Genomic DNA, 21611 nt, shown 5'->3' on the forward strand with positions numbered 1-21611 from the left:
GCCAGCCTACGCGGCTGGAGCGCGCCGGGGCGCAACCCCGGACCCTGTTTAGGCTTTGTTCAGTTCCTGCATGAGTTTTTCGGCAGCCAGCAGGATTCCGGCCTTGCCCGACGAATAGGTCAGGCCGCCCTGCATATAGCACACATACGGTTCGCGCATGGGCGCGTCAGCCGACAGTTCGATCGATGCACCCTGCACAAAGGCGCCTGCCGCCATGATGACCGGGTCATCATAACCGGGCATCGCCCACGGCTCAGGCGTTACGAACGAATCGACCGGAGCCCCGGCCTGTACACCCTCACAGAACCGGCGCAGCGGTGCCGGTGCGCCAAAGGCAATGGTCTGGATAATGTCATACCGCGGGGTTTCGGGAGCCGGGTCCACGGTAAAGCCCAAGTCCTGCATGACCTGTGCACAGAAAATGGCGGTCTTGATGGCCTGCATGGTCACATGCGGCGCGAGGAACAAGCCCTGATAAAGCAGACGGTTCTGCCCCATCGTACAGCCGCACTCGCCGCCGATTCCAGGCGCAGTCAGGCGATACGCTGCATTTTCGACCAAATCGGCCCGGCCGACGATATAGCCGCCCGTCGGCGCCAAACCGCCGCCCGGATTCTTAATCAGCGAACCGGCGCACAAATCGGCGCCCACCTGAGTGGGTTCGATCGTTTCGGTGAACTCGCCATAGCAGTTATCAACCAGAATGGCAGCGTTCGGATTGACCTCCCGTACGACTGCACAAATCTCCCCGATCTGTGCGCACGAGAGCGTCTGCCGCACCGCATAGCCGCGCGACCGCTGGATGAATACCAGCTTGATTTTCGGGTCCGCGGCCGCCTGCCGAATGGCAGGCAGGTCGGGCAGACCGTCCTTCAAATCGACCTGCCGATAGCCGATGCCATAGCGCTTCATGCTGCCCGCGCAGTCGCCGGTAATGGTACCGAGCAGAGTGTCATAAGGCGCGCTGGTCACGCTCAAAATCACATCGCCTGCCTGCACGGCCGAGAACATCGCGCACGACAGCGCATGGGTGCCATTGACAAAGCCAATGCGCACCAGACCGGCTTCCGCGCCGAATAGGTGGGCATAAATCTTGTCCAGCGTGTCGCGGCCCTGATCGTCATAGCCATAACCGGTCGTACCGGCAAACATGGTGTCCGACACGCGATGGCGACGGAACGCACCCAGAATCTTTTCGGTGTTCCGGTCACAAATTTCTTCCAACCGAGCAAAATAGGGCGCAATTTTGCGCTCAGCCTCCCGGCCGAGCGCATATGTCTGCTCGGAAATACCTAAATAGTTTTCCATCTTTTTAACTTCCTATGATTGATTTTGGGATTCCTGATAAACCGGGGTCGTTTCCCCCGGCAGAACAAACAGTGAATCGGCCGGTTCTTCGGTGCTGACCTGGATGTCCACCGCACGGGTCATCTTGCCGTTCTCCGAAAAGGAAGCCGACCGCAGCAGACCGGTCCGGGCCGATACCTTATAGACGCCGATTTGATTGCCGTTTTGGGTATCAACCGTCAGCAGCAGTTCATCGCCTTCCTGCACCAAAGCGCCGCCGGTGATCTGCTCCTTCGGCAGGTCACACACGGTTTCATAGGTCGGCAGCATGGCGCTCTGGTCGGTCGTAAAGGCTCCTTGATTGCCCTGGGAGTAGGTGTCTGCTCCATTGCGCCAAGTGTAATAGGAGCCATTCCAAAGCAGTTCGGTGTACGCAATCGTACCTTCAGCGTCCAAATAGTCGGTGCGGTACGCGCCGTTTTTGACCGTCTGTCGGCAGGCCACGGTGCCCGAGGTTTCACCATAATATAACCGGCTGACGATGGTCGCCGTATAGCTTTCCGCGCGGGACAGGCTGGCGATCACACGCTGCACATTGCTGGCCGTGACCTGTACATCGCCTAAAATCTCCAAATTCTGTCCCAAAACCGCATCACTTTCCGGGGCTTTGGTGGTTTCGGAGGGCAGCACGACATCATCTTCGGTGCGGTATGCAGCGGTGGATAAAAACAGGCTGAGGAAAAGCGCGCCAACCAGCAGCAGCGCACCGATCGATGCAATCAGCGGTGGTTTTAACTTGGGCATCGCTTTTCCCCTCCTTTGGGATATTACGGTTCAAACCGCGCGGGGGCGTCATCCCGGCGGCCAAAATACTGCTCAATCGCCTGCACGATGCGCTGCGATGTTTTGCCGTCGCCATAGGGGTTGACGGCATGGGCCATCTGCGCATAGGCATCCGCGTTGTCAAACAGTTCGCAGGCCATGGCAAAGATGTTCTCCTCTTCGACGCCGGCCAGCTTGACCGTCCCGGCTTCGATGGCTTCCGGGCGTTCGGTTTCGCGGCGCAAAACGAGCACCGGCTTGCCCAAACCGGGCGCTTCCTCCTGCAAGCCACCCGAGTCGGTCATGACCAGATAGCAGCGCGCCATCAGGTTGTGCATCTCATCGACAGCCAGAGGCGCAATCAGATGAATCCGCTCGTTGCCGCCCAGGAATTTTTCGGCGGTCTCACGGACATACGGGCTCAAATGCACCGGATAGACAAAGTGGACATCCGGATACTTTTCCGACAGACGCGCAATCGCCCGGCAGATATTTTCCATCGGCTCGCCGTAATTTTCGCGGCGGTGCGCGGTGACCAGTGCCACGCGGTTGGAAGCAAAGTCCAGGCTTTGCAGCGCCGGGTCACGGAAAGCAAAATCATCGCGCACGGTCAGATGGATGGCGTCTACGACCGTATTGCCACAGACAAAAACGCCGTCGCGGATGCCCTCTGCCGCCAGATTGGACTCATTGCGCACCGTGGGCGCAAAGTGCAGTTCGGCGATCTGGCCGGTCAGCTTGCGGTTCATCTCCTCCGGGAAGGGGGAGTATTTGTCAAACGTGCGTAGGCCGGCTTCCACGTGACCAACCGGAATCTTGTGGTAAAAAGCGGCCAGTGCCCCGGCAAAGGTGGTCGATGTATCACCATGCACCAGGACGATGTCGGGCTTTGCTTCGTCCAGAACGGTGTCCAGGCCGCGCAGCGACTTTTCGGTGATGGTTGCCAGCGTCTGGCGCGGCTCCATAATATCCAGGTCATAGTCGGGCTTGATTTTGAAAATCTCGAGCACCTGGTCGAGCATCTGCCGATGCTGCGCGGTCACGCAGACAATGCTCTCGGTGTTTTCGCACTGTTCCAGCGCACGCACCAGCGGCGCCATTTTGATGGCTTCCGGCCGGGTGCCGAATACGGTCATGACTTTAATCTTTTCCATCTTGCTGCTCCTCTTGTTCGGATGTTTGCGCCTCTTCGCTGGGCTCATTTAAGATGCGTTCGATGCTTTCTTTGGATGCCTTGCGGCGGTTGACCAAAATCCACGCGCCGACGGCAATGGCCAAAATCGCCGCTAAGAGCAGCAGCATGGCCTTGGCTTCGCCGCTGGTGGTCAGCACGACAGCCGCCAGACCAAGCGTGCCGCTGATGGCATACAAAATCGCGACCGCCTGCTTGACGTTAAAGCCCATATCCACCAGACGATGGTGCACATGGCCGCGGTCAGGGCTCATCGGGCTGCGACCCTCGAGCACGCGCCGGGTGATGGCCGAAACCGTATCAAAAATCGGCAGACCCAAAATCAGCAGCGGCACGGCGAACGAAATGACCGCGTAAAATTTGAAAAATCCGCTGATGGACATGGTTGCAAGCATGTATCCCAGGAATGTAGACCCGGTATCGCCCATGAAAATCTCAGCCGGGTTGAAGTTATACGGGATAAAGCCCAGGCAAGCGCCGGTCAGGCAGGCCATGACAATCGCGACGCCGATCTCATAGTTGAGCAGAGCAACGGCCAGCATGGTCAGCGACGCGATCGACGACACGCCGACCGCCAGACCGTCCAGACCGTCGATCAGGTTGACGGCATTGGTGATGCCGACGATCCAAACGATGGTCACCGGGATGGCAAATACGCCGAGCGAAAAATACGGGTCATCCGAAAACGGGTTGAAGCTGGTAAAAAACTCGATCTTCATCCCGCCCACGCAGACCGGGATGGCGGCAGCGATGATCTGCACCAGGAACTTAAATTTGGCGCCCAATGCCAGCACATCGTCAAAAATACCGAGCACGACAATAATCATCGCGCCGAGCAGCACGCTGAGCATCTGCATATCAAACCGGTAAAACACCAGCATAGCGCCCAAAAAGCCGATGAAGATCGCCAGACCACCCAAACGCGGGATGGGCTGCTTGTGCATGCGGCGGCTGTCCTTAGGCACATCGATGGCGCCGATCTTATAGGCAAACCGCTTGACAAAAGGGGTCAATGCGTAGGAAAGCACGCCTGCCAGCACAAACGCGCCAATGATCATTCCGATCACTTGATATTCCGACATGATTCTTAAATCCTCTCCATCACGCGCTTTCCAACCGGAAAACGCGCTGTGTAAATTTCAAAACAAGCGCCTTACCGCTTGACAAAGCCAACCTTGCGATAGACCTTATCCAGCGTCTTGCGGGCCAGATAACCCGCCTTCTGCGCGCCTTCGCGATAGACCTGCTCGAGATAATCCTTGTTTTTCAGCAGATCTTCGGTCTTTTCGCGGATGGGCCGCAGCAGCTCAACGACTGCCTCGCCGACCGCCGGCTTGAAGTCGCCATAGCCCTTGCCTTGGAATTCCTCTTGCACCTGCTCGATGGTCTTGCCTGTCGCCAATGCATAAATCGAAATCAGGTTGGATACGCCCGGCTTGTCTTCGGAAACGATGATGCGGCTGTCCGAGTCGGTGACAGCACGCTTAAACTTGCGCATGATATCCTCCGGCTTATCCATCAGCAGAACAAAGCCATTGGCATTTTCGTCCGACTTGCTCATCTTGCGCGTGGGGTCGGCCAGGCTCATGATCTTGGCGCCCGTCTTGGGGATGTAGGGTTCCGGCATGACAAAGGTGTCCGAATAGACACCATTAAAACGCTGGGCAATGTTGCGTGCCAGTTCGATATGCTGGAGCTGGTCGACGCCCACCGGCACCATATCGGTCTGATACAGCAGGATGTCGGCCGCCATCAGCACCGGATAGTCGAACAGGCCTACATTGACATTATCCGCATGCTTGGCAGATTTATCCTTAAACTGGGTCATGCGGGAGGCTTCGCCAAACATCGTATAGCAGTTGAGCACCCAGCCCAGTTCGGCGTGCGCCGGTACATGGCTCTGGATGAACAAAACGCTCTTTTCCGGGTCCAGACCGCAGGCGATGTACTGCGCCAGTACTTCGAGGGTCTGCCGCCGCAAAGCAGCCGGGTCCTGCCGCACCGTGATGGCGTGCATATCGACCACACAGTAAATGCAGTTATATTCTTCCTGGAGCAGCGGAAAGTTCTTGATCGCGCCCAGATAGTTGCCCAAAGTCAGCTTACCCGACGGTTGCACGCCGGAAAAGATGGTTTTTTTCTGATTATCGCTCATGACACTCATACTTCCTTTGATCCTGAAACTAGCATGGCCGCAGCCGCCATTTCGATGCGTTTCCATACTTAGTCATTATCTTATCACAAATTTTGTATTCATGCAATGTTTTGACCGATTTTCCGATAAAATTGTTGTTTTTCACGCCTTCTCGCACAAAATACAGACGCTCCCCCGCCCGACTTCTTTCGCGCCGGTGCGCCCCTGCCAGTTGCCTGTGAACGGCACGCAGGCGGCAAACGATTGACAGTCCCCAGCCGAGCGGGTATGATAGAAAAAAGACCGAAAAGAGGGACCTCCATGAGCCGTTATCTTCTGGCGCTCGATCAGGGAACCACCAGTTCCCGCGCCATTTTATTTGACGAAAACCAGCATATTGCGGGCGTTGCCCAGCGGGAACTGACCCAAATCTTCCCCCACGAAGGCTGGGTGGAACAAAACCCGGTCGAGATTTATTCAAGCCAATATGCTGTTATGATGGAAGTGCTGGCAGCGGCCGGCGTGCCCGCCAGCGAAGTGGCGGGCATCGGCATCGTCAACCAGCGCGAAACGACTATCCTGTGGGACCGCGCGACCGGTATGCCCATTTACAACGCCATCGTCTGGCAGTGCCGCCGCACGGCATCCATTGTGGACGAGCTGATCGCACAGGGGCTGGGCGACCACATCCGGCAAGTGACCGGTCTGGTGCCGGACGCTTATTTTTCGGGCACCAAGATCAAATGGATTCTCGACCATGTGGAAGGCGCACGCGAAAAGGCCGCACGCGGCGAGATTCTCTTTGGCACGGTCGATACCTGGTTGGCCTGGAAGCTGACCGGCGGCGAAGTGCATGTCACCGACGCGACCAACGCTTCGCGCACTATGATCTACGATATTCACAAGGGCGATTGGGACGATACCCTGCTGCGCGCGCTGGACATCCCGCGCGCCATGCTGCCCACCGTCTGCCCGTCCAGCCATATTTATGGTTTGGTGGCGATGCCGGGGGCCAAAATCCCGCTCGCGGGCATGGCGGGCGACCAACAGTCGGCTCTGTTCGGCCAGACCTGTTTCGATCCGGGTGACGCCAAGAATACTTATGGCACCGGCTGCTTTTTGCTGATGAACACGGGTACACAGGCGGTCAGCAGTCAGAACGGCCTGCTGACGACCATTGCCATCCAGCTTGGGGACGAAGTCCAGTATGCCCTGGAAGGCAGCGTCTTTGTGGGCGGCGCGGTCATCCAGTGGCTGCGCGATGAGATGCGCTTTTTCAGCGAGAGCCGCGACGCCGAATATTATGCGTCCAAGGTGCCCGATACGGGCGGCGTGTATTTTGTGCCTGCCTTCACCGGCCTGGGCGCGCCCTATTGGGACATGTATGCCCGCGGATGCTTAGTCGGTCTGACGCGCGGCACCACGCGCGAGCACATCATCCGTGCCGCGCAGGAGTCCATCGCCTATCAGTCGGGGGATTTACTCGCCGCCATGGCGCGTGACTGCGGCCGTCCGCTGGGCGCGCTGAAAGTGGATGGCGGCGCCAGCCGGGACAGCTTCCTGATGCAATTCCAGGCCGACATTTCGGCCTGCCCCATCCACCGGCCGGTCATCCGGGAAACGACCGCTCTGGGCGCCGCCTATCTGGCAGGCCTCGCCACCGGCGTATGGAAAGACCGGGATGAACTGCGGCAGCTTTGGCAATGTGACCGCGTTTACACCCCGCAGATGGAAGAAACCACCCGGCAAACCCTGCTCGCCGGATGGAACAAGGCGGTTGGCCGCAGCCTGAACTGGGCAAAATAAAATCGAAAGACCTGCTAATAAAAGTCAAGTAGAAATTTCAGATTTTTTAGGGAGGCAAAAAGGCAACACAAAATCAAGCCGCTGAGCATCTCAAAATTAAAACGGCGGCCAGCCAGATGGTATAGCACAAGAAAATCAGTCGTGTTCCAGGGAATCCAAGTAGGATTCCACAGAAGCGTAGTAGATACGCAGGAACTTATTTGCGGAGGCCATCATGTAGACACGGTAGGGCTTGCCTTCGGAGCGTTTCTTGTTCATGAACTGGTAGACCGGCTCATTCATTGGAGCATGCTGTAGGATGACACTCATCACCAGAAAGAGCGTTCTGCGCAGCGAAGCAGATCCGCGTTTGGAAATGCTGCGGCTACGGACATCCATTTGGCCGGATTGGTAGGGTGGGGCGTCAATGCCCGCAAAGGCCACCAGCGCTTTCTTGGAATGAAAACGGCGCACATCGCCAATTTCAGCCATGAGTTGAGGGCCGAGAGTAGGGCCAACACCAAACATCTCCATCACCACAGGATACTCCGGCAGAGAAGCCGCCAGGGACTGCATCTCCTGTTTGAGAGCAGCTAATGCGGAGGAAGTTGCCCGGAGTTGGGAAATAGCCTGTTCCACCAAAAGTTTTGCCGTATCCGTTTTGGGCATGACACCGAAGTGCCCACGGGCGGCGGCATAAATGTCCAGCGCCTTGCCTTCACTGAAATTGTAGCCGTACTTCTTGCACCACTTCTGGTATTTGGCGGCAAAGGCCTTCTCAGACAGGTCACAAACGCACTCGCGATGCCAAAAAGTAGCTACAAAGTCTATCCACTTCTCGCGGCCATCGTCGCGGGGCGGACTGGTGAACAGGCGGTTTGCATCTGGAAAAGTAGTGTCCAGCAGGGAGATCAGGTTATTCTTCAGCATGGTCTGTACTTTTGAATACTGCTGGTATTGCCGGTAGCAAGCCTTCAACATGAGACGAGTGTCCTCTTCCGGGACATATCTCGGCAGCGTGAGCCAGTGGTCAAGGCCGTAGTTGGCCAGCTTTATAGCGTCCTTCTTGTCGGTCTTGGCCCGTCTTAAACTGTTGTTCCCATAGTCGTGTACCAACATTGCATTGACTACGGAAACATAAAGCCCCGCGTCGTGGAGCAGCCAAGCCACCGGCGCGTGGTAATTACCCGTGGATTCCATCACCACACGGGTCTCGCCGTCCAAGCTTTTGAGTAGCCCTGCCAGCTCGCTCAGTTCATTGGCGGTATGACGTACTTCAAAAGGTGAAACCACCACTTCTCCGAAAGGCCGCATGACGGCGATCATGCTTTTCCCTTTGGAAACATCGATGCCAACGCAGTTCATCCATATTCCTCCAATACAAAGAATCTGCAACCGGAGTCCATCTTTTCTCGCTGCCGATTCAATCTATTGGGTGACGCGAACTCTCCGGCATCCGGTGGCTCAACCTGCTTAAATCGAACGCTACAACAAGAGGATGGCTAACAGTCTTTCCAACGGACATAGAAGCCCAAGGAGGGATAGGTCAGCCAGTTGCTCCTCTCATTGTAGCTTAGGCACGAGATGGAGGGAAAGCCGGACTGGCTGCCCGGCTTTCCTGTCCAAATTTATTGTAATAGGTGGGATTTCCATGCCCTGGTGTCCAAACTGCAAAACCGAATACCGGGAGGGCTTCACGCGCTGCGCCGACTGCGGTGCAGACCTCGTCCCGACCCTGCCAGACGAAGCACCGGAGCCGGAAACCTTAGACCGCCCGACCGAAGCGGTCATGCTGATGCACTGTCCCTCGACGCTGGAGGCCGACGCGACGGTCGCGCTGCTGCAAAGCTTCTCCATCCCCTGCTTTGCCCAGCCGGATATGGGTGCAGAAAAGGCGTACACCGGGTTTTGTCTGACCGGCGGCAGTATTTTTGTCGAAAAGGCCCGCTTGGAGGAAGCCCGCGAGATCGTGGAAGGGTTCCGTCATGGCGGCAGCCAAATCGACGCCGAAGACCGCCGACGTCTGCTGGAAGAAGCCGAATCCCAACCGGCTCCCAAGCTGGGCAAAAACAACGGGTTCGTCATCGCGCGCACGGTAGTTGGCATTCTATTTTTGCTGTATCTGTTTGTGATGTTCCTGTTGTTCACGACAACATAAAAAAATCCCGTCCAATCTGGACGGGATTTTTTCTTTACTTGGCTGCGATGACGTGGCTCATATCGTACAGGCCGGGCGCGGTCTGCGCGGCCAGGAAGGCCGCCGCATCCACGGCGCCAACCGCGAACACCTCGCGCGAATGCGCGCTGTGCTTGATCTCAATAACCTCGTCACGGCCGCAGAACATCACCGAATGCTCACCCACGATGGTGCCGCCGCGGATGGAATGGATACCAATTTCGTGCGGCGGGCGCTTTTCGCGCCGCTCGTGGCGATCGTATTCATACTGCGCATCGTACGGCAGCGCCGACGATACTGCATCGGCCAGCATGAGTGCCGTTCCGCTCGGGGCGTCCAGCTTCTGGTTGTGGTGTGCTTCCACGATCTCGACATCATAGCCGTCACCCAGGACAGACGCACACTTCTTGAGCAAATCGAGCATCAGATTGATGCCGATGGACATATTGCCCGACCGGAACACCGGAATCTTGCCCGCGGCAGCGCCGATCTGCGCCAGCTGCTCGGGCGAATGCCCGGTGGTGCAGATGACGACCGGCGTGCGGTTCTGGATGCAGTATTCGAGTAAATGGCTGGTCGAAGCCGGGTTGGAAAAATCGATGACTACATCGGCCGCGCCCGAAAACTCGAACGGGTCGGCATAGACCGGGAAATCGCTCAGCTTGACAGCGTTCACGTCAAAACCGGCCACGATCTTCATATTCTCTTTTTTAGAACAAATATCGGTAATGACTCGACCCATACGGCCGTTGCATCCCGAAAGTGCAATTTTCAGCATGTTTTGAACTCCTTGACCGTTCTATCTTTCCCGTGGGACTGTGTTTTAGATCTTACAGCCCATCTTATTGAGCGCTGCCTGAATCTGTGCCGTGTGCTCGGCTGTGGGCTCTACCAGCGGCAGACGCACCGGGCCAACCTTCCAGCCCAACAGTTCCATGGCCTTCTTGACCGGGATGGGATTGACTTCGCAGAACAGCGCGTTGATAAGATCTAAGTATTCCTTCTGCATCTTGGCGGCTTCGGCAAACTTGCCGTCCAGGCAGAACTGGCAGATGTCATGCGCTGCGCGCGGTGCAACATTGGACAGCACCGAGATAACACCCTTGCCGCCCATGCTCATCAGCGGCACGATCTGGTCGTCGTTGCCCGACCAGAAGTTCATCTCGTCGCCACACAGGGCCATCGCTTCGGCCAGGAGCGAGAAATTGCCGCTTGCTTCCTTGGCGCCGTTGATAAACGGATGCTTGGAAAGCTCCTGATAGGTCTGGGCGGTGAACCCGATGCCGGTACGGCTGGGCACATTATACAGAATGACCGGGCACTCGCAGTCGGCAATCGCTGTAAAGTGGCGGATCAGGCCGACCTGGGTGGTCTTGTTATAATACGGCGTCACCGACAGCACGGCGTCTGCGCCGCTTGCCTTGGCGCTCTTGGTTAGCTTAACCGCCGTGCGGGTATCGTTGGAACCGGCACCCGCCACGACCGGAATGCGGCCATTGACGTATTCGCAGCAGAATGCGATGGCTTCTTCGTGCTCATCTTCCGGGCAGGCCGGGGATTCGCCGGTGGTACCCATGATGATGATCGCATCCGTGCCGTTTTCAATCTGATGATCGATGATCCTCTTAAATTCGTCGTAGTTGATGCCCGTTTCGTTGAACGGGGTAACGATTGCAACGCCTGCACCTGTGAAAACCGGCTTCTTCATACGTAAAACCTCCGTTTAATCCATGTAGCCCTTGGCACACAACAGCTCGGCCATCAGGACCGCACCGCCCGCAGCGCCGCGGAGCGTATTGTGCGACAGGCTGACAAACTTATAATCGTACAGTGCGTCCTCGCGCAGACGGCCAATGGAGATGCCCATGCCGCCTTCGAGGTCGCGGTCCAGCTTGGTCTGCGGACGATTGTCTTCTTCAAAATAGGTCAGGAACTGTTTGGGAGCGCTCGGCAGGTTCAGTTCCTGGGCGGCACCCTTGAAATTCTTCCAGCGCTCGAGCATGGTTTCCTTGGACGGCTTATTCTTGAACTTGACGAAAGCAGCTGCCATATGGCCGTCGGATGCCGCTACGCGCAGGCACTGCGCCGTGATGACCGGGGTTACCGCCGGCTCGATGTGGTCGCCTTCGATATGGCCCCAAACCTTCATCGGTTCCTTTTCGCTCTTTTCTTCCTCGCCACCGATGTACGGGATGACGTTATCGACCATCTCCGGCCAGGTTTCAAAAGTCTTGCCCGCGCCCGAGATCGCCTGATAGGTGCAAACCGCTACATCGGTCGGCTCAAAGTCCATAAGCGCCGACAGAGCGGGCACATAAGACTGAATCGAGCAGTTGGACTTGACGGCAATGAAACCGCGCTTGGTACCCAGACGCTTGCGCTGCATGGGGATAATCTCGGCGTGGTCGGCGTTGATTTCCGGAATGATCATCGGCACGTCCGGGGTCATACGGTGCGCCGAGTTGTTGGAGCACACCGGACACTCGAGCTTTGCATAGCGTTCTTCGAGCGCACGGATTTCATCCTTCTTCATGTCCACCGCGCAGAAGATGAAATCGACCTTGGAAGCAATCTCCTCGGCGTCTGCGGTGGCATCGTACAGAACCATGTCCTTATATTTTTCGGGCATCGCGGTTTTCATCTTCCAGCGGCCTTCGACCGCTTCGGCATAGGTCTTGCCCTTGTTGCGGGCACTGGCCGCCAGAGCGACGACCTGGAACCACGGGTGATTTTCCAGCAGCAGCGTGAAGCGCTGGCCGACCATGCCGGTCGCGCCGACGATACCCACTTTGTACTGTTTCATTTTTATATAGCCTCCTCAAATTGGACACGGTGCAGGCAGGCCAGCCCACCCGGCCGCGCCGGTTATAATAAACAGGATAAGCGCATTTGGCAGTATTTTTATTGCCGAGCAATAAAAAAGCCGGTTGAAAAACCGGTCTGCACTATACTATAATGGAAGGGACAAGTCCCCTGCCATCGATGATAGCTCTCCACCGGCATTTCCAAAACGCTGATGACAGACACGGCGGATCTTCTCCCACCCGTCCAGCACGGCCCTGCCGCAGTCAGGGGAACGGCTTCGGCGGTTTGCCCTTTCTCAATCGTTCGCCGGGTTGCGGACCCTCCGGACTGATACTGATGTAAACCGCGCCTCTATCTTATGAAACCTTATTCTATTTTGCCGCCCTTTGGTGCGGCTTGCACCTTTATTTTAGAGGAAGCCCAACCTTTTGTCAATAGATGTAGCAAGGAGTTCTCCAATGAAACGCTTTTTTTGCATGATTTTAGCTTTTGTTTTGTGCGCTTTGTATGCGCCGCCCCCCTCGCAGGCTGCGAATTCTGACACCATCCTGCGCGTGGGACTGTACTACGGCTCGTCAGCGGTATCGTCGGTGACCCTTTCTTCGACCGGCGGCTTTTCGTTTGGTACGGTCAGCGGCACCACCTTTTCCGGCGCCAAAACTTCAGCGGCCACCAGCGTGACCATCACCGCCAGCGGTGCTTCGTCGTTTATGGTCAAGGACAGTTCGGGTTCTGCGGTCTATACCGCTTCGGGCGACCATATCGCCATCCGCGGCCAAAGCGGCCTGACCAAGCTTGGCGACTATACATACTATGGCGACTTTGTGCTGCGTGCCAGCAGTTCGGGTGCGCTGACTGTTATAAACTATGTTGCGCTCGACGATTATGTGAAAGGTGTGCTCCCCTATGAGATGAGCGCCAGCTGGCCGATCGAGGCGCTCAAGGCGCAGGCGCTGTGCGCACGTTCCTATGCCCTCGGCAATCTCAACAAGCACAAATCCTATGGTTTTGACCTGTGCAACACCACCAACTGCCAGGTCTATCGCGGCACCAGCCGCGCCAACGCCAATTCGGATGCCGCTGTCGACCAGACGGCTGGACAGATCCTGATGGCAGACGGCAAGCTGGCGGTCGGCTATTTCTTCGCGTCGGACGGCGGCGCGACCGAGGACAACGAAAACGTCTGGGGTGGTGACCCGGTTTCCTACCTGCGCGGCGTCAAAGACCCTTATGAGGACACAGCGTCGGCGTCCAATGGCGTCTGGTCGGTTACTTTAACGGCATCTGAGGTGGCGTCCAAGCTCAAATCGGCTGGGTATTCGATCGGCACGGTGTCCACTGTGCAGGTCACCAAACGCACCGCGATGGATAATGTCAACCAAGTTACGGTCACCGACACGTCCGGCAAGTCTGTGACCATCAAAAACAGCGCCGTGCGGTCGGTCTTTGGCCTGAACAGCATCCGCTATACCATCAACGGCGAAGGTTCTTCGTCCTCGTCGGGCGGCGGGCTGTATGTCAACGGCACTCAGGTGATCGATGGCAGCCTGTATGCCGTCGGCGGCAGCGGCCAAAGCAGCGCCATCGGCTCGGCGTCGGGCAAGACCGCTCTGACCGGTTCGGGCAAACAGACCATTTCGGTTTCTTCGGGCACCACAACGCCTTCTCCCCCTACCCCGGCGGGCAGCTTCACCTTTGACGGCACCGGCTGGGGCCACAGCGTGGGCATGAGCCAATACGGCGCCCTGGCGATGGCGAAACAGGGCTTTACCTATGACCAAATCGTGAAATTTTACTTTACCGGCGTGACCATCGCCACCAATTGATACCAAAGGAGGACGCGGGCAGTTTGCCCGCACGACAGCATGAAAAAAAGCGACTTTTACTTTGACCTTCCCGAGCGCCTGATCGCGCAGCATCCGCTCGAGCAGCGCGACGCTTCGCGCCTTCTGGTGCTCGACCGCGCCGACGGCTCGGTCACCCACCGTCATTTTTCTGATTTGCTCGAATATCTGAATCCGGGCGACTGTCTGGTGATGAACAACTCGCGCGTCATCCCGGCCCGCCTGATGGGTCATGCGGTCGGCCGCACGACGCCCATTGAAGTCCTGCTACTCACCGATCACGGCGACGGGCTTTGGGAATGCCTGACCCGTCCGGGCAAAAAGACCCGCGAAGGCGTGGAACTGACCTTTGGCGACGGTCTGCTGACTGCCACCGTCGAATCGGTCAACCCCAAAGATGGCAACCGCTTCATCCGCTTCCACTACGACGGCATCTTCCTGGAAACCCTCGACAAGCTGGGCACCATGCCCCTGCCCCCCTACATCAAGGAAAAGCTGGACGACCCCGAGCGTTACCAGACGGTCTATTCCAAGACCCCCGGCTCGGCAGCGGCTCCCACGGCCGGCCTGCACTTCACCAAGGAACTGCTTGCCCGCATCCAGGAAAAGGGCGTCAAGTTGGCCTTTGTCACCCTCCATGTCGGTCTAGGCACCTTCCGTCCGGTGAAAGAAGAAGAAATCACCGACCACATCATGCACTCGGAATGGTACACCATGGACGCCGATACGGCCAAACTCATCAATGATACCCGTGCCGCAGGCGGCAAGATCTGGGCAGTCGGCACCACGGCCACCCGCACACTGGAAACCATCGCCGCCGAGGACGGCTCGGTCCGTCCGCAGTCGGGCTGGACCGATATTTTCATCTATCCCGGCTATCGGTTCAAGGTCGTTGACCATCTGGTGACCAACTTCCACCTGCCCGAATCGACGCTCATGATGCTGATTTCGGCTTTTGCGACCCGCGAACAGGTCATGAACGCCTATGAGCAGGCCGTACAGGAGGAATACCGCTTCTTCTCCTTCGGCGACTCGATGCTGCTGTATTAAAGAAAAAACAGGCTGCCCGCAGGCAGCCTGTTTTTTATAGTGTCATCTGCTGTTCGGGCAGATCTTCGTCTTTTAAGAGCGCACCCAGCGCCGGGATGCTCCGGCAGCGGTAGCGGGCTTCGTCGCTCAGGCCAGCCTCACTGGCCAGACAAGCCCGAGTGACCGTATGCTTGCCGCGCAGCACGACCACCTGCACACCCTGGGTCGAACGGGTGGCCTTGATATCCAGCATACCCGCTCGGAAAGTCAGCGCCCGACGGCCCTGTGACGAGGTGGAGAAAGCGGTCAGTTCGGTGTCCTCATCCACCGGATAGAAGAACGCAACCGCAGGCGACTTGTCCGAATAGGCGCCGGTCAAACGGCGGCGGTTGGTTTTGGTTTCAAACGATTCGAGCGAGAAACGTGCCGCCTTGCCGTTTTCGAAGACAATCACCATCGAGCCCTTGTAATCGCCCGGCAGCACGGCATAGACCGACGTTTCGCCCTCATCCATGCCCAGCTTCTGCGGCAGATAATCGCCCAGGACCGAAGCTTTGGTGTCATCAAAATCATACAGATGCGCCTTATACGCCTGCTGCATGTTGGTAAAGAAGATGATCTCCTGCTTGTTGGTCGTTTCGGTCTCCCAACAAACCGTGTCGCCGTCCTTGAGCTTATGCTCGGAGGACATGCGCCAGGAAGCCGGGGTGATCTTCTTGAAATACCCCTCCTGGGTCAGGAAAATGAGCACCGGGTAATCCTCGATGTGGTCGTCCTCGTCGAAGGTCTTGACCTCCTCGGCGTAAACGATCTCGGCGCGGCGTGGAGCCGGGTATTTTTTGATGACGTTTTCCAGCTCCTTGATGATTAGGCCGCGCAGCTTGGTGCGGCTAGCCAGGATGCCTTCCAGCCGTTCGATCTCCTTTTGAAGTTCTTCGGTCTCCTGGGTCCGCTTGAGGATATATTCCTTGTTGATGTTGCGCAGACGGATTTCGGCGATGAAATCAGCCTGCTTTTCATCGATGCCAAAGCCGATCATCAGGTTGGGGATAACTTCGGCGTCCTCCTCGGTCTCGCGGATGATACGAATGGCGCGGTCGATGTCCAGCAGGATGGTTTTCAGACCGAGCAGCAGATGCAGCTTGTCTTTTTTCTTGTTCAGGTCAAAGAACACGCGGCGGCGCACCGATTCGGTCCGCCAGGCGGTCCACTCCTCCAAAATCCCGCGCACGCCCAGCACGCGCGGCATACCACTGATGAGCACATTGAAATTGCACGAGCACGAATCCATGAGCGGCGTCTGATGGAACAACCGGTCCATCAGCTTGTCCGGGTCGGTGCCGCGCTTGAGGTCAATCGCGATTTTCAGACCCTTCAGGTCGGTTTCATCGCGCACGTCGGCAATCTCGCGGATTTTGCCGCCCTTGACCAGGTCCGCGATCTTATCGATAATCGCTTCAATGGTCGTAGTATACGGGATTTCGGTGATTTCGATCAGGTTTTCTTTTTTGATATATTCCCACTTGGCGCGCACTTTGAACGAACCGCGGCCGGTTTCGTAAATCTTGCGCATCTCGGCTTCGTCAAAAATGATCTCGCCGCCGGTCGGGAAATCGGGAGCCGGAAGCGTGGACAGAATATCGTGCTCCGGGTCCTTGATGCACGCGATGGCCGTGCGGCACACCTCATGCAGATTGAACCCGCAAAAGCTGGACGCCATACCGACCGCGATGCCGGTATTGGCCGACACCAGGATGTTGGGGAAAGTGGTCGGCAGCAGGGTCGGCTCTTTGAGTTCGCCGTCGTAGTTATCGACAAAATCGACCGCATCTGCGTCAATGTCGCGGAACAGTTCCTGACAGATGCTGTCCAGTTTGGCTTCGGTGTAACGCGAAGCTGCATAGGCCATATCACGCGAATAGACCTTGCCGAAGTTGCCCTTGGAATCGACGAACGGCGTCAGCAGCGCCTCATTGCCGCGGGTCAGGCGCACCATGGTTTCATAGATGGCGCTGTCGCCATGCGGGTTGAGCTTCATGGTCTGGCCGACGATGTTGGCCGACTTGGTGCGGTTGCCTCTCAATAGCCCCATCTCGTACATGGTGTACAGGAGCTTACGGTGCGAAGGCTTGAAGCCGTCGATCTCCGGAATGGCGCGCGACACGATGACGCTCATCGCATAGGGCATATAGTTTTTCCGCAGCGTGTCGGTGATCGGCTGGGGCGTAGGCTCCAGCGGTGTCCCGGACGGACGCGCGGGTGCTGTATCTTTTTTCTTTGCCATGCGGCAATCAACCTCTCAACAAATTGCTAAATTATCAGTCGGGCGTACCACTGACAAAACCATCCTCCAGTTCTTCGGTCAGTGGGTCGCACACTTCTTCGTTGGCCTTGGGATAAATCAGTTCCATCACGCGGTATTTGTCATCCCATGCGCCGTATTTGCGGTAATGAACCATGCCTTCTTCATCCCCCGACGAAACGGCATACCAGTCCTCCCCGTAGGCATTGTATCCCAAGGTGCCTGGGATTTCCGCACAGGCCTGGTTAAACAGTTCTTCGGTCGTTTTACTGGTCTGGTATCCGCTGTACACCGTGATGCGCATATCATATTCTGCGCTGTACAGACGAAGCCCATCCCCGCCTTGGAATTCATTGCTGGCGACAAAACCATCCGGCACCGCAAGGGTATAATCAAACCGGTGGTTGATGTACTTCCCGCCCTGCTCGCGGATTTCATTGGTCATAACAGAGGAAACGCGGAATTCTTCCACGATGGTTGGCTCTTCTTCTTCCGCCGGCGGTGTGACTTCCTCCGATGCGTCTGGTGTCTGGGTATCGTCATCCGTTTCCTGGTTGTCTGTTTCTCCCGGCTCTGACACACTACTGGAGGACGAAGCAACCGCTGAGCCATCCGCTTGTGCCTGTTGCCCGATTGGCGCGAACTGAATCACCGCAAATGCCACAGCCGTCAGAGCAACCGTACCCAGGCCAATCCAAAGCGGTAGCAGGCGTCTCGCCAGGGGGATGTCTTCCTCCAGTTCATCCTCCTCTTCCCATTCCAAGTCCAAATCGGATTCGCGCGGAGCCTCCAGAGTCTCCACCGCTGTTTTTGACTCCGCGGGCTGCGGCATGGATTCTTCCGGTTGCCCGGCGGACGCCGGGGTTTCTTCGGTCGGCTCCGGTGCTGCGGATTCCGCAGGCTGCGGCGTGGATGCTTCCGGTTGCTCGGTGGACGCCGGGACTTCTTCGATTTGCTCGGATGCTTCGGACTCCGCGGGTTGCTGCGTGGATTCTTCCGGTTGCTCGGTGGATGCCGGAGCGTCCTCGGTCTGCACCGGTGGTTCCGACTCCGTGGGCTGCGGAATAGGCTGTGTCGATTGGGCTACCTGCGGCGGAACTGTTTCGTCCATTTCCACCGGATGGCCACAGTAGATGCAGAATTTCGCGTTTTCTTGGAGTTTTGCGCCACAGTTGGTGCAGAACATATCCTGTTCCCCCTCTTGATTTACGAGATGTCAGCTAAATCCAGGTATTCGTGACCGTTTTCTGCAATATATTCTTTTCTGCCTGCTAAATTATCCCCTAACAGCAGGTCAAACATGTCACTGGTGCGTTTGGCTTCTTCGGGCTCGACCCGAATCAGACGGCGGGACGCCGGATTCATCGTGGTTTCCCACATCATATCCGCTTCGTTTTCGCCCAGCCCCTTGGAACGCTGGATCAGCACTTTCTTACCCGCAAGTTTTTGTAAAATAGCCGCCTTTTCGGTTTCATCAAAGGCAAAATAGCTCTTACCCTTATAGGTGATCTCATACAGCGGCGATTCGGCGATATACACATAGCCCTTTTCAATGAGCGTGGGTGTGAGCCGGTACAGCATGGTCAAAATCAATGTGCGAATCTGGAAGCCGTCGACATCGGCATCGGTGCAGATGATGACTTTGTTCCAGCGCAGGCTGTCCAAATCAAAGGCCGACATGTCCTTGGATGCCTTGGTCTGCACCTCAACGCCGCAGCCAAGCACCTTGAGCAGGTCGGTAATGATATCATTTTTGAAGATCTTGCCGTAATCGGCCTTCAAGCAGTTCAAAATCTTGCCGCGCACCGGCATGACAGCCTGAAATTCAGCATCCCGTCCCTGCTTGACCGAACCGAGCGCCGAATCGCCCTCGACGATGTACAGTTCACGACGCGACACATCCTTGGTGCGGCAATCCACAAACTTCTGCACCCGGTTGGAAACGTCCAAATTGCCGGACAGCTTCTTTTTGATATTCAGACGCGCTTTTTCCGCCTGTTCACGGCTGCGCTTGTTAATCAGAATCTGCTCGGCGATCTTGTCAGCTTCGGCCTTGTTTTCGATGAAATAGACTTCCAGACCCTGCTTGAGAAAGTCGGTCATGGCTTCCTGAATGAATTTATTGGTGATTGCCTTTTTGGTCTGGTTCTCATACGACGTATAGGTCGAAAAACAGTTGGTCACCAGCACGAGCGAATCGAGCACATCCTGATAGGAAATCTTACTTTCGTTCTTTTGATATTTGCCAATTTGTTTGATGTACGCATCAATGGCAGACACAAAGGCCGAACGCACCGCCTTATCGGGCGCGCCGCCATGTTCCAGCCAGGACGAGTTGTGATAATACTCGGTGCGGCTGACCGCCGAAGAAAAACAAAACGCACAGGACAGCTTGGTCTTGTATTCAGGTTTGTCCTCGCGGTCACGACCGCGGCGCTCGGCTTCCAGAAAACGTACCGAAGTGAGTGGATTTTCTCCGGCCAGTTCGGTCACATAATCGACGATGCCGTTTTGATAGCAAAATTCCTCGGTCTGGAATTTGCTGCCCTGCTGGTCGCGCAGGATGAATTTCAGCCGGTTGTTGACCACTGCCTGCCGTTTGAGGGTATCCCGATAATATTCCAGGGGAATGTTAATATCGGTGAAAACCTCCAAATCGGGACGCCAACGGATGCGGCTGCCGGTCTTGCGCGAAGTGGACGGCTTTTTGACAAAGCCTTCCTTGGTGCCGGTTTTATTTTCGCCCTTTTCAAAATGCAGGCTGTACTCAAACCCATCGCGCAAAATGGTGACGTCCATATATTCGGACGCGTACTGGGTCGCACAGGTACCCAGGCCGTTGAGGCCCAGAGAAAACTCATAGTTTTCGCCTTCGTTGGTCTTATATTTACCGCCCGCATACAGTTCGCAAAATACCAGTTCCCAGTTATAGCGCTGCTCGCCTTCGTTCCATTCGACCGGGATACCGCGGCCCATATCCAGTACTTCGATCGAGCCGTCTGCGTAGCGAGTGACGGTGATTTCGTCGCCATATCCTTCGCGTGCCTCATCGATGGAGTTGGACAGGATCTCGAACACGGCATGTTCGCAGCCTTCCAGCCCATCGGAGCCAAAAATAACGCCCGGACGTTTGCGGACGCGGTCAGCTCCCTTGAGGGACGATATACTTTCATTGCCGTATTCGGCTTTTTTCATACAGTTCCTCTCCAATTCAATTTACAGATAAAATTATTATACCAACAAATGGACTTTTCGTCAAATCAGGCCGCTCAAACGCCCTGTTTTTCTCAGCATGCGCCTGTCCGGCGCGGCATATACATAAAACCGGGAGGTGACAGCATGGATCTTACCACGGCACTGTTTTACGCGGCCCTTGCGCTCATTGCCCTGCTTGCGCTGGGCGCGCTTTTTTCGCCTGTCCGCTGGGGCATCAAATTGGCGATCAATGCCTGTTTCGGGGTGATTGGCCTGGTCATCGCCGGGGTCTTCGGCGCACTGGTCGGACTGACGATTACAATCAACTGGCTTTCGGTGGGGCTGACCGTTGTGCTGGGGGTGCCCGGCCTTTTTCTGGTGCTGCTTTTGCATCTGCTCTTTTAGGGGAAAACAAAAACGCTTGGAACAAGTCCAAGCGTTTTTGCTTCGGTAAAAAAGAGTGGTTGAAAAAGAGGAAAGGAGAGGGGAATCTCCTTTGAGTCCCTGTCAGTTGTCCGACAGGGGATGAAAAAGAGGGGTAAAATAGGGGGATAAAAGGAGTGTTCTCTCGAGGAGGGGGAGTCCTCGTTTGAACTGATTCTATCTTACCGGACTTTTGTGTCAAAATCGTGTCGGTTTTATGAAGGATTTTTCAAGAAATTATGAACGGGACATGAATAAAAAAACAGATGCCGGAGTTTCCTCCGGCATCCGATCGATTCTTTGACAGTTTTTATCTGTACTTACGCTTCTTAGCGCGAGCTGCCTCAGACTTCTTGCGGCGCTTCACGCTCGGGCTTTCATAATGCTCACGCTTGCGGAGCTCGGAAAGCACACCCGCCTTCGCACAGGAACGCTTGAATCTTCTCAGCGCGCTGTCCAAGGATTCATTTTCCTTTACGCGGACTTCCGACATCGTTTTCCCTCCCTCCGCGCGAACCAAAATAGTACGCTTAAAAGCACAGCTTCCAGATGGTTGTTATCCAATTTACGGCATAAAAACACATCCAAACGAAACCGTAAACTTATTATATCTTTTT

General features: G+C 56.2%; 18 protein-coding genes and 1 riboswitch. Of the genes, 5 read left to right on the forward strand and 13 right to left on the reverse strand.

What is annotated here, in order from left to right:
• Positions 1-48: 48 nt before the first annotated feature.
• The 5 genes from EFB11_RS10675 to trpS all read right to left on the reverse strand — a co-directional run bounded on the left by EFB11_RS10675 (position 49) and on the right by trpS (position 5465).
• Positions 49-1308: a methionine gamma-lyase family protein gene (locus tag EFB11_RS10675; protein WP_122790207.1), complete on the reverse strand. Its 1260-nt coding sequence runs from the start codon at positions 1306-1308 to the stop codon at positions 49-51.
• A 12-nt stretch (positions 1309-1320) separates the two neighbouring features.
• Entirely contained in the window at positions 1321-2091 is a 771-nt protein-coding gene (locus EFB11_RS10680) for a hypothetical protein (protein WP_122790208.1), read from the reverse strand.
• 23 nt (positions 2092-2114) lie between these two features.
• Entirely contained in the window at positions 2115-3263 is a 1149-nt protein-coding gene (gene wecB / locus EFB11_RS10685) for a non-hydrolyzing UDP-N-acetylglucosamine 2-epimerase (RefSeq protein ID WP_122790209.1), read from the reverse strand.
• On the reverse strand, positions 3250-4383 hold the full coding sequence (locus EFB11_RS10690) for an MraY family glycosyltransferase (protein ID WP_122790210.1): 1134 nt from the start codon (positions 4381-4383) through the stop codon (positions 3250-3252). The genes wecB and EFB11_RS10690 overlap by 14 nt, the downstream gene beginning before the upstream one ends.
• A gap of 71 nt (positions 4384-4454) precedes the next feature.
• Positions 4455-5465 (reverse strand): tryptophan--tRNA ligase, encoded by a 1011-nt coding sequence (gene trpS, locus EFB11_RS10695; protein ID WP_442906861.1) that lies wholly within the window; start codon positions 5463-5465, stop codon positions 4455-4457.
• Positions 5466-5756: 291 nt separating this feature from the next.
• On the opposite strand from trpS, the gene glpK reads away from it, so the two are divergent.
• Entirely contained in the window at positions 5757-7241 is a 1485-nt protein-coding gene (gene glpK / locus EFB11_RS10700) for a glycerol kinase GlpK (RefSeq protein ID WP_122790212.1), read from the forward strand.
• Between the two features lie 135 nt (positions 7242-7376).
• On the opposite strand, the gene EFB11_RS10705 is transcribed toward glpK, so the two are convergent.
• On the reverse strand, positions 7377-8585 hold the full coding sequence (locus EFB11_RS10705; protein ID WP_122788497.1) for an IS110 family transposase: 1209 nt from the start codon (positions 8583-8585) through the stop codon (positions 7377-7379).
• Between the two features lie 286 nt (positions 8586-8871).
• Here EFB11_RS10705 and EFB11_RS10710 point away from each other — a divergent pair, with 286 nt between their 5' ends.
• Positions 8872-9378, forward strand: a complete 507-nt coding sequence (locus tag EFB11_RS10710; protein ID WP_122790213.1) for a hypothetical protein — start codon at positions 8872-8874, stop codon at positions 9376-9378.
• A 34-nt stretch (positions 9379-9412) separates the two neighbouring features.
• On the opposite strand, the gene dapB is transcribed toward EFB11_RS10710, so the two are convergent.
• Genes dapB through asd form a run of 3 tightly spaced genes read right to left on the reverse strand, consistent with a single transcriptional unit; the run spans position 9413 to position 12199 of the window.
• Positions 9413-10174, reverse strand: coding sequence for a 4-hydroxy-tetrahydrodipicolinate reductase (gene dapB, locus EFB11_RS10715; protein ID WP_122790214.1), 762 nt, complete (start codon positions 10172-10174; stop codon positions 9413-9415).
• Between the two features lie 45 nt (positions 10175-10219).
• Positions 10220-11104 carry a 4-hydroxy-tetrahydrodipicolinate synthase gene (dapA, locus tag EFB11_RS10720; RefSeq protein ID WP_122790215.1) on the reverse strand — a complete coding sequence of 295 codons (885 nt, stop codon included), beginning with the start codon at positions 11102-11104 and terminating at the stop codon, positions 10220-10222.
• 15 nt (positions 11105-11119) lie between these two features.
• On the reverse strand, positions 11120-12199 hold the full coding sequence (asd, locus tag EFB11_RS10725) for an aspartate-semialdehyde dehydrogenase (RefSeq protein WP_122790216.1): 1080 nt from the start codon (positions 12197-12199) through the stop codon (positions 11120-11122).
• Between the two features lie 175 nt (positions 12200-12374).
• A riboswitch (Lysine riboswitch) is annotated at positions 12375-12563 on the reverse strand.
• A gap of 96 nt (positions 12564-12659) precedes the next feature.
• On the opposite strand from asd, the gene EFB11_RS10730 reads away from it, so the two are divergent.
• Together EFB11_RS10730 and queA are read left to right on the forward strand one after the other, a co-directional pair.
• On the forward strand, positions 12660-14027 hold the full coding sequence (locus EFB11_RS10730) for a SpoIID/LytB domain-containing protein (protein WP_122790217.1): 1368 nt from the start codon (positions 12660-12662) through the stop codon (positions 14025-14027).
• Between the two features lie 39 nt (positions 14028-14066).
• Complete coding sequence (gene queA / locus EFB11_RS10735; RefSeq protein ID WP_122790218.1) at positions 14067-15095, forward strand: tRNA preQ1(34) S-adenosylmethionine ribosyltransferase-isomerase QueA; 1029 nt, start codon at positions 14067-14069, stop codon at positions 15093-15095.
• Positions 15096-15129: 34 nt separating this feature from the next.
• On the opposite strand, the gene EFB11_RS10740 is transcribed toward queA, so the two are convergent.
• From EFB11_RS10740 to EFB11_RS10750, 3 genes are read right to left on the reverse strand one after another with little or no spacing between them, the layout of a single operon-like run.
• A complete protein-coding gene (locus EFB11_RS10740; protein WP_122790219.1) occupies positions 15130-17358 on the reverse strand; it encodes a DNA gyrase/topoisomerase IV subunit A in 2229 nt (742 codons plus the stop codon).
• A gap of 34 nt (positions 17359-17392) precedes the next feature.
• Positions 17393-18562 carry a zinc ribbon domain-containing protein gene (locus tag EFB11_RS10745; RefSeq protein WP_122790220.1) on the reverse strand — a complete coding sequence of 390 codons (1170 nt, stop codon included), beginning with the start codon at positions 18560-18562 and terminating at the stop codon, positions 17393-17395.
• A 20-nt stretch (positions 18563-18582) separates the two neighbouring features.
• Entirely contained in the window at positions 18583-20571 is a 1989-nt protein-coding gene (locus EFB11_RS10750; RefSeq protein WP_122790221.1) for a DNA gyrase/topoisomerase IV subunit B, read from the reverse strand.
• A gap of 144 nt (positions 20572-20715) precedes the next feature.
• Between EFB11_RS10750 and EFB11_RS16890 the strand changes: the two genes are divergently transcribed.
• Positions 20716-20976, forward strand: a complete 261-nt coding sequence (locus EFB11_RS16890; protein WP_164706731.1) for a pro-sigmaK processing inhibitor BofA family protein — start codon at positions 20716-20718, stop codon at positions 20974-20976.
• A gap of 328 nt (positions 20977-21304) precedes the next feature.
• On the opposite strand, the gene rpsU is transcribed toward EFB11_RS16890, so the two are convergent.
• The gene (gene rpsU, locus EFB11_RS10760; RefSeq protein WP_122790222.1) at positions 21305-21487 is read right to left on the reverse strand and encodes a 30S ribosomal protein S21; all 183 of its coding nucleotides are present in this window, start codon (positions 21485-21487) and stop codon (positions 21305-21307) included.
• Positions 21488-21611: the final 124 nt, after the last annotated feature.

The sequence above is a fragment of the Intestinibacillus sp. Marseille-P6563 genome, from assembly GCF_900604335.1.
Taxonomy (GTDB): Bacteria; Bacillota; Clostridia; order Oscillospirales; family Butyricicoccaceae; genus Butyricicoccus_B.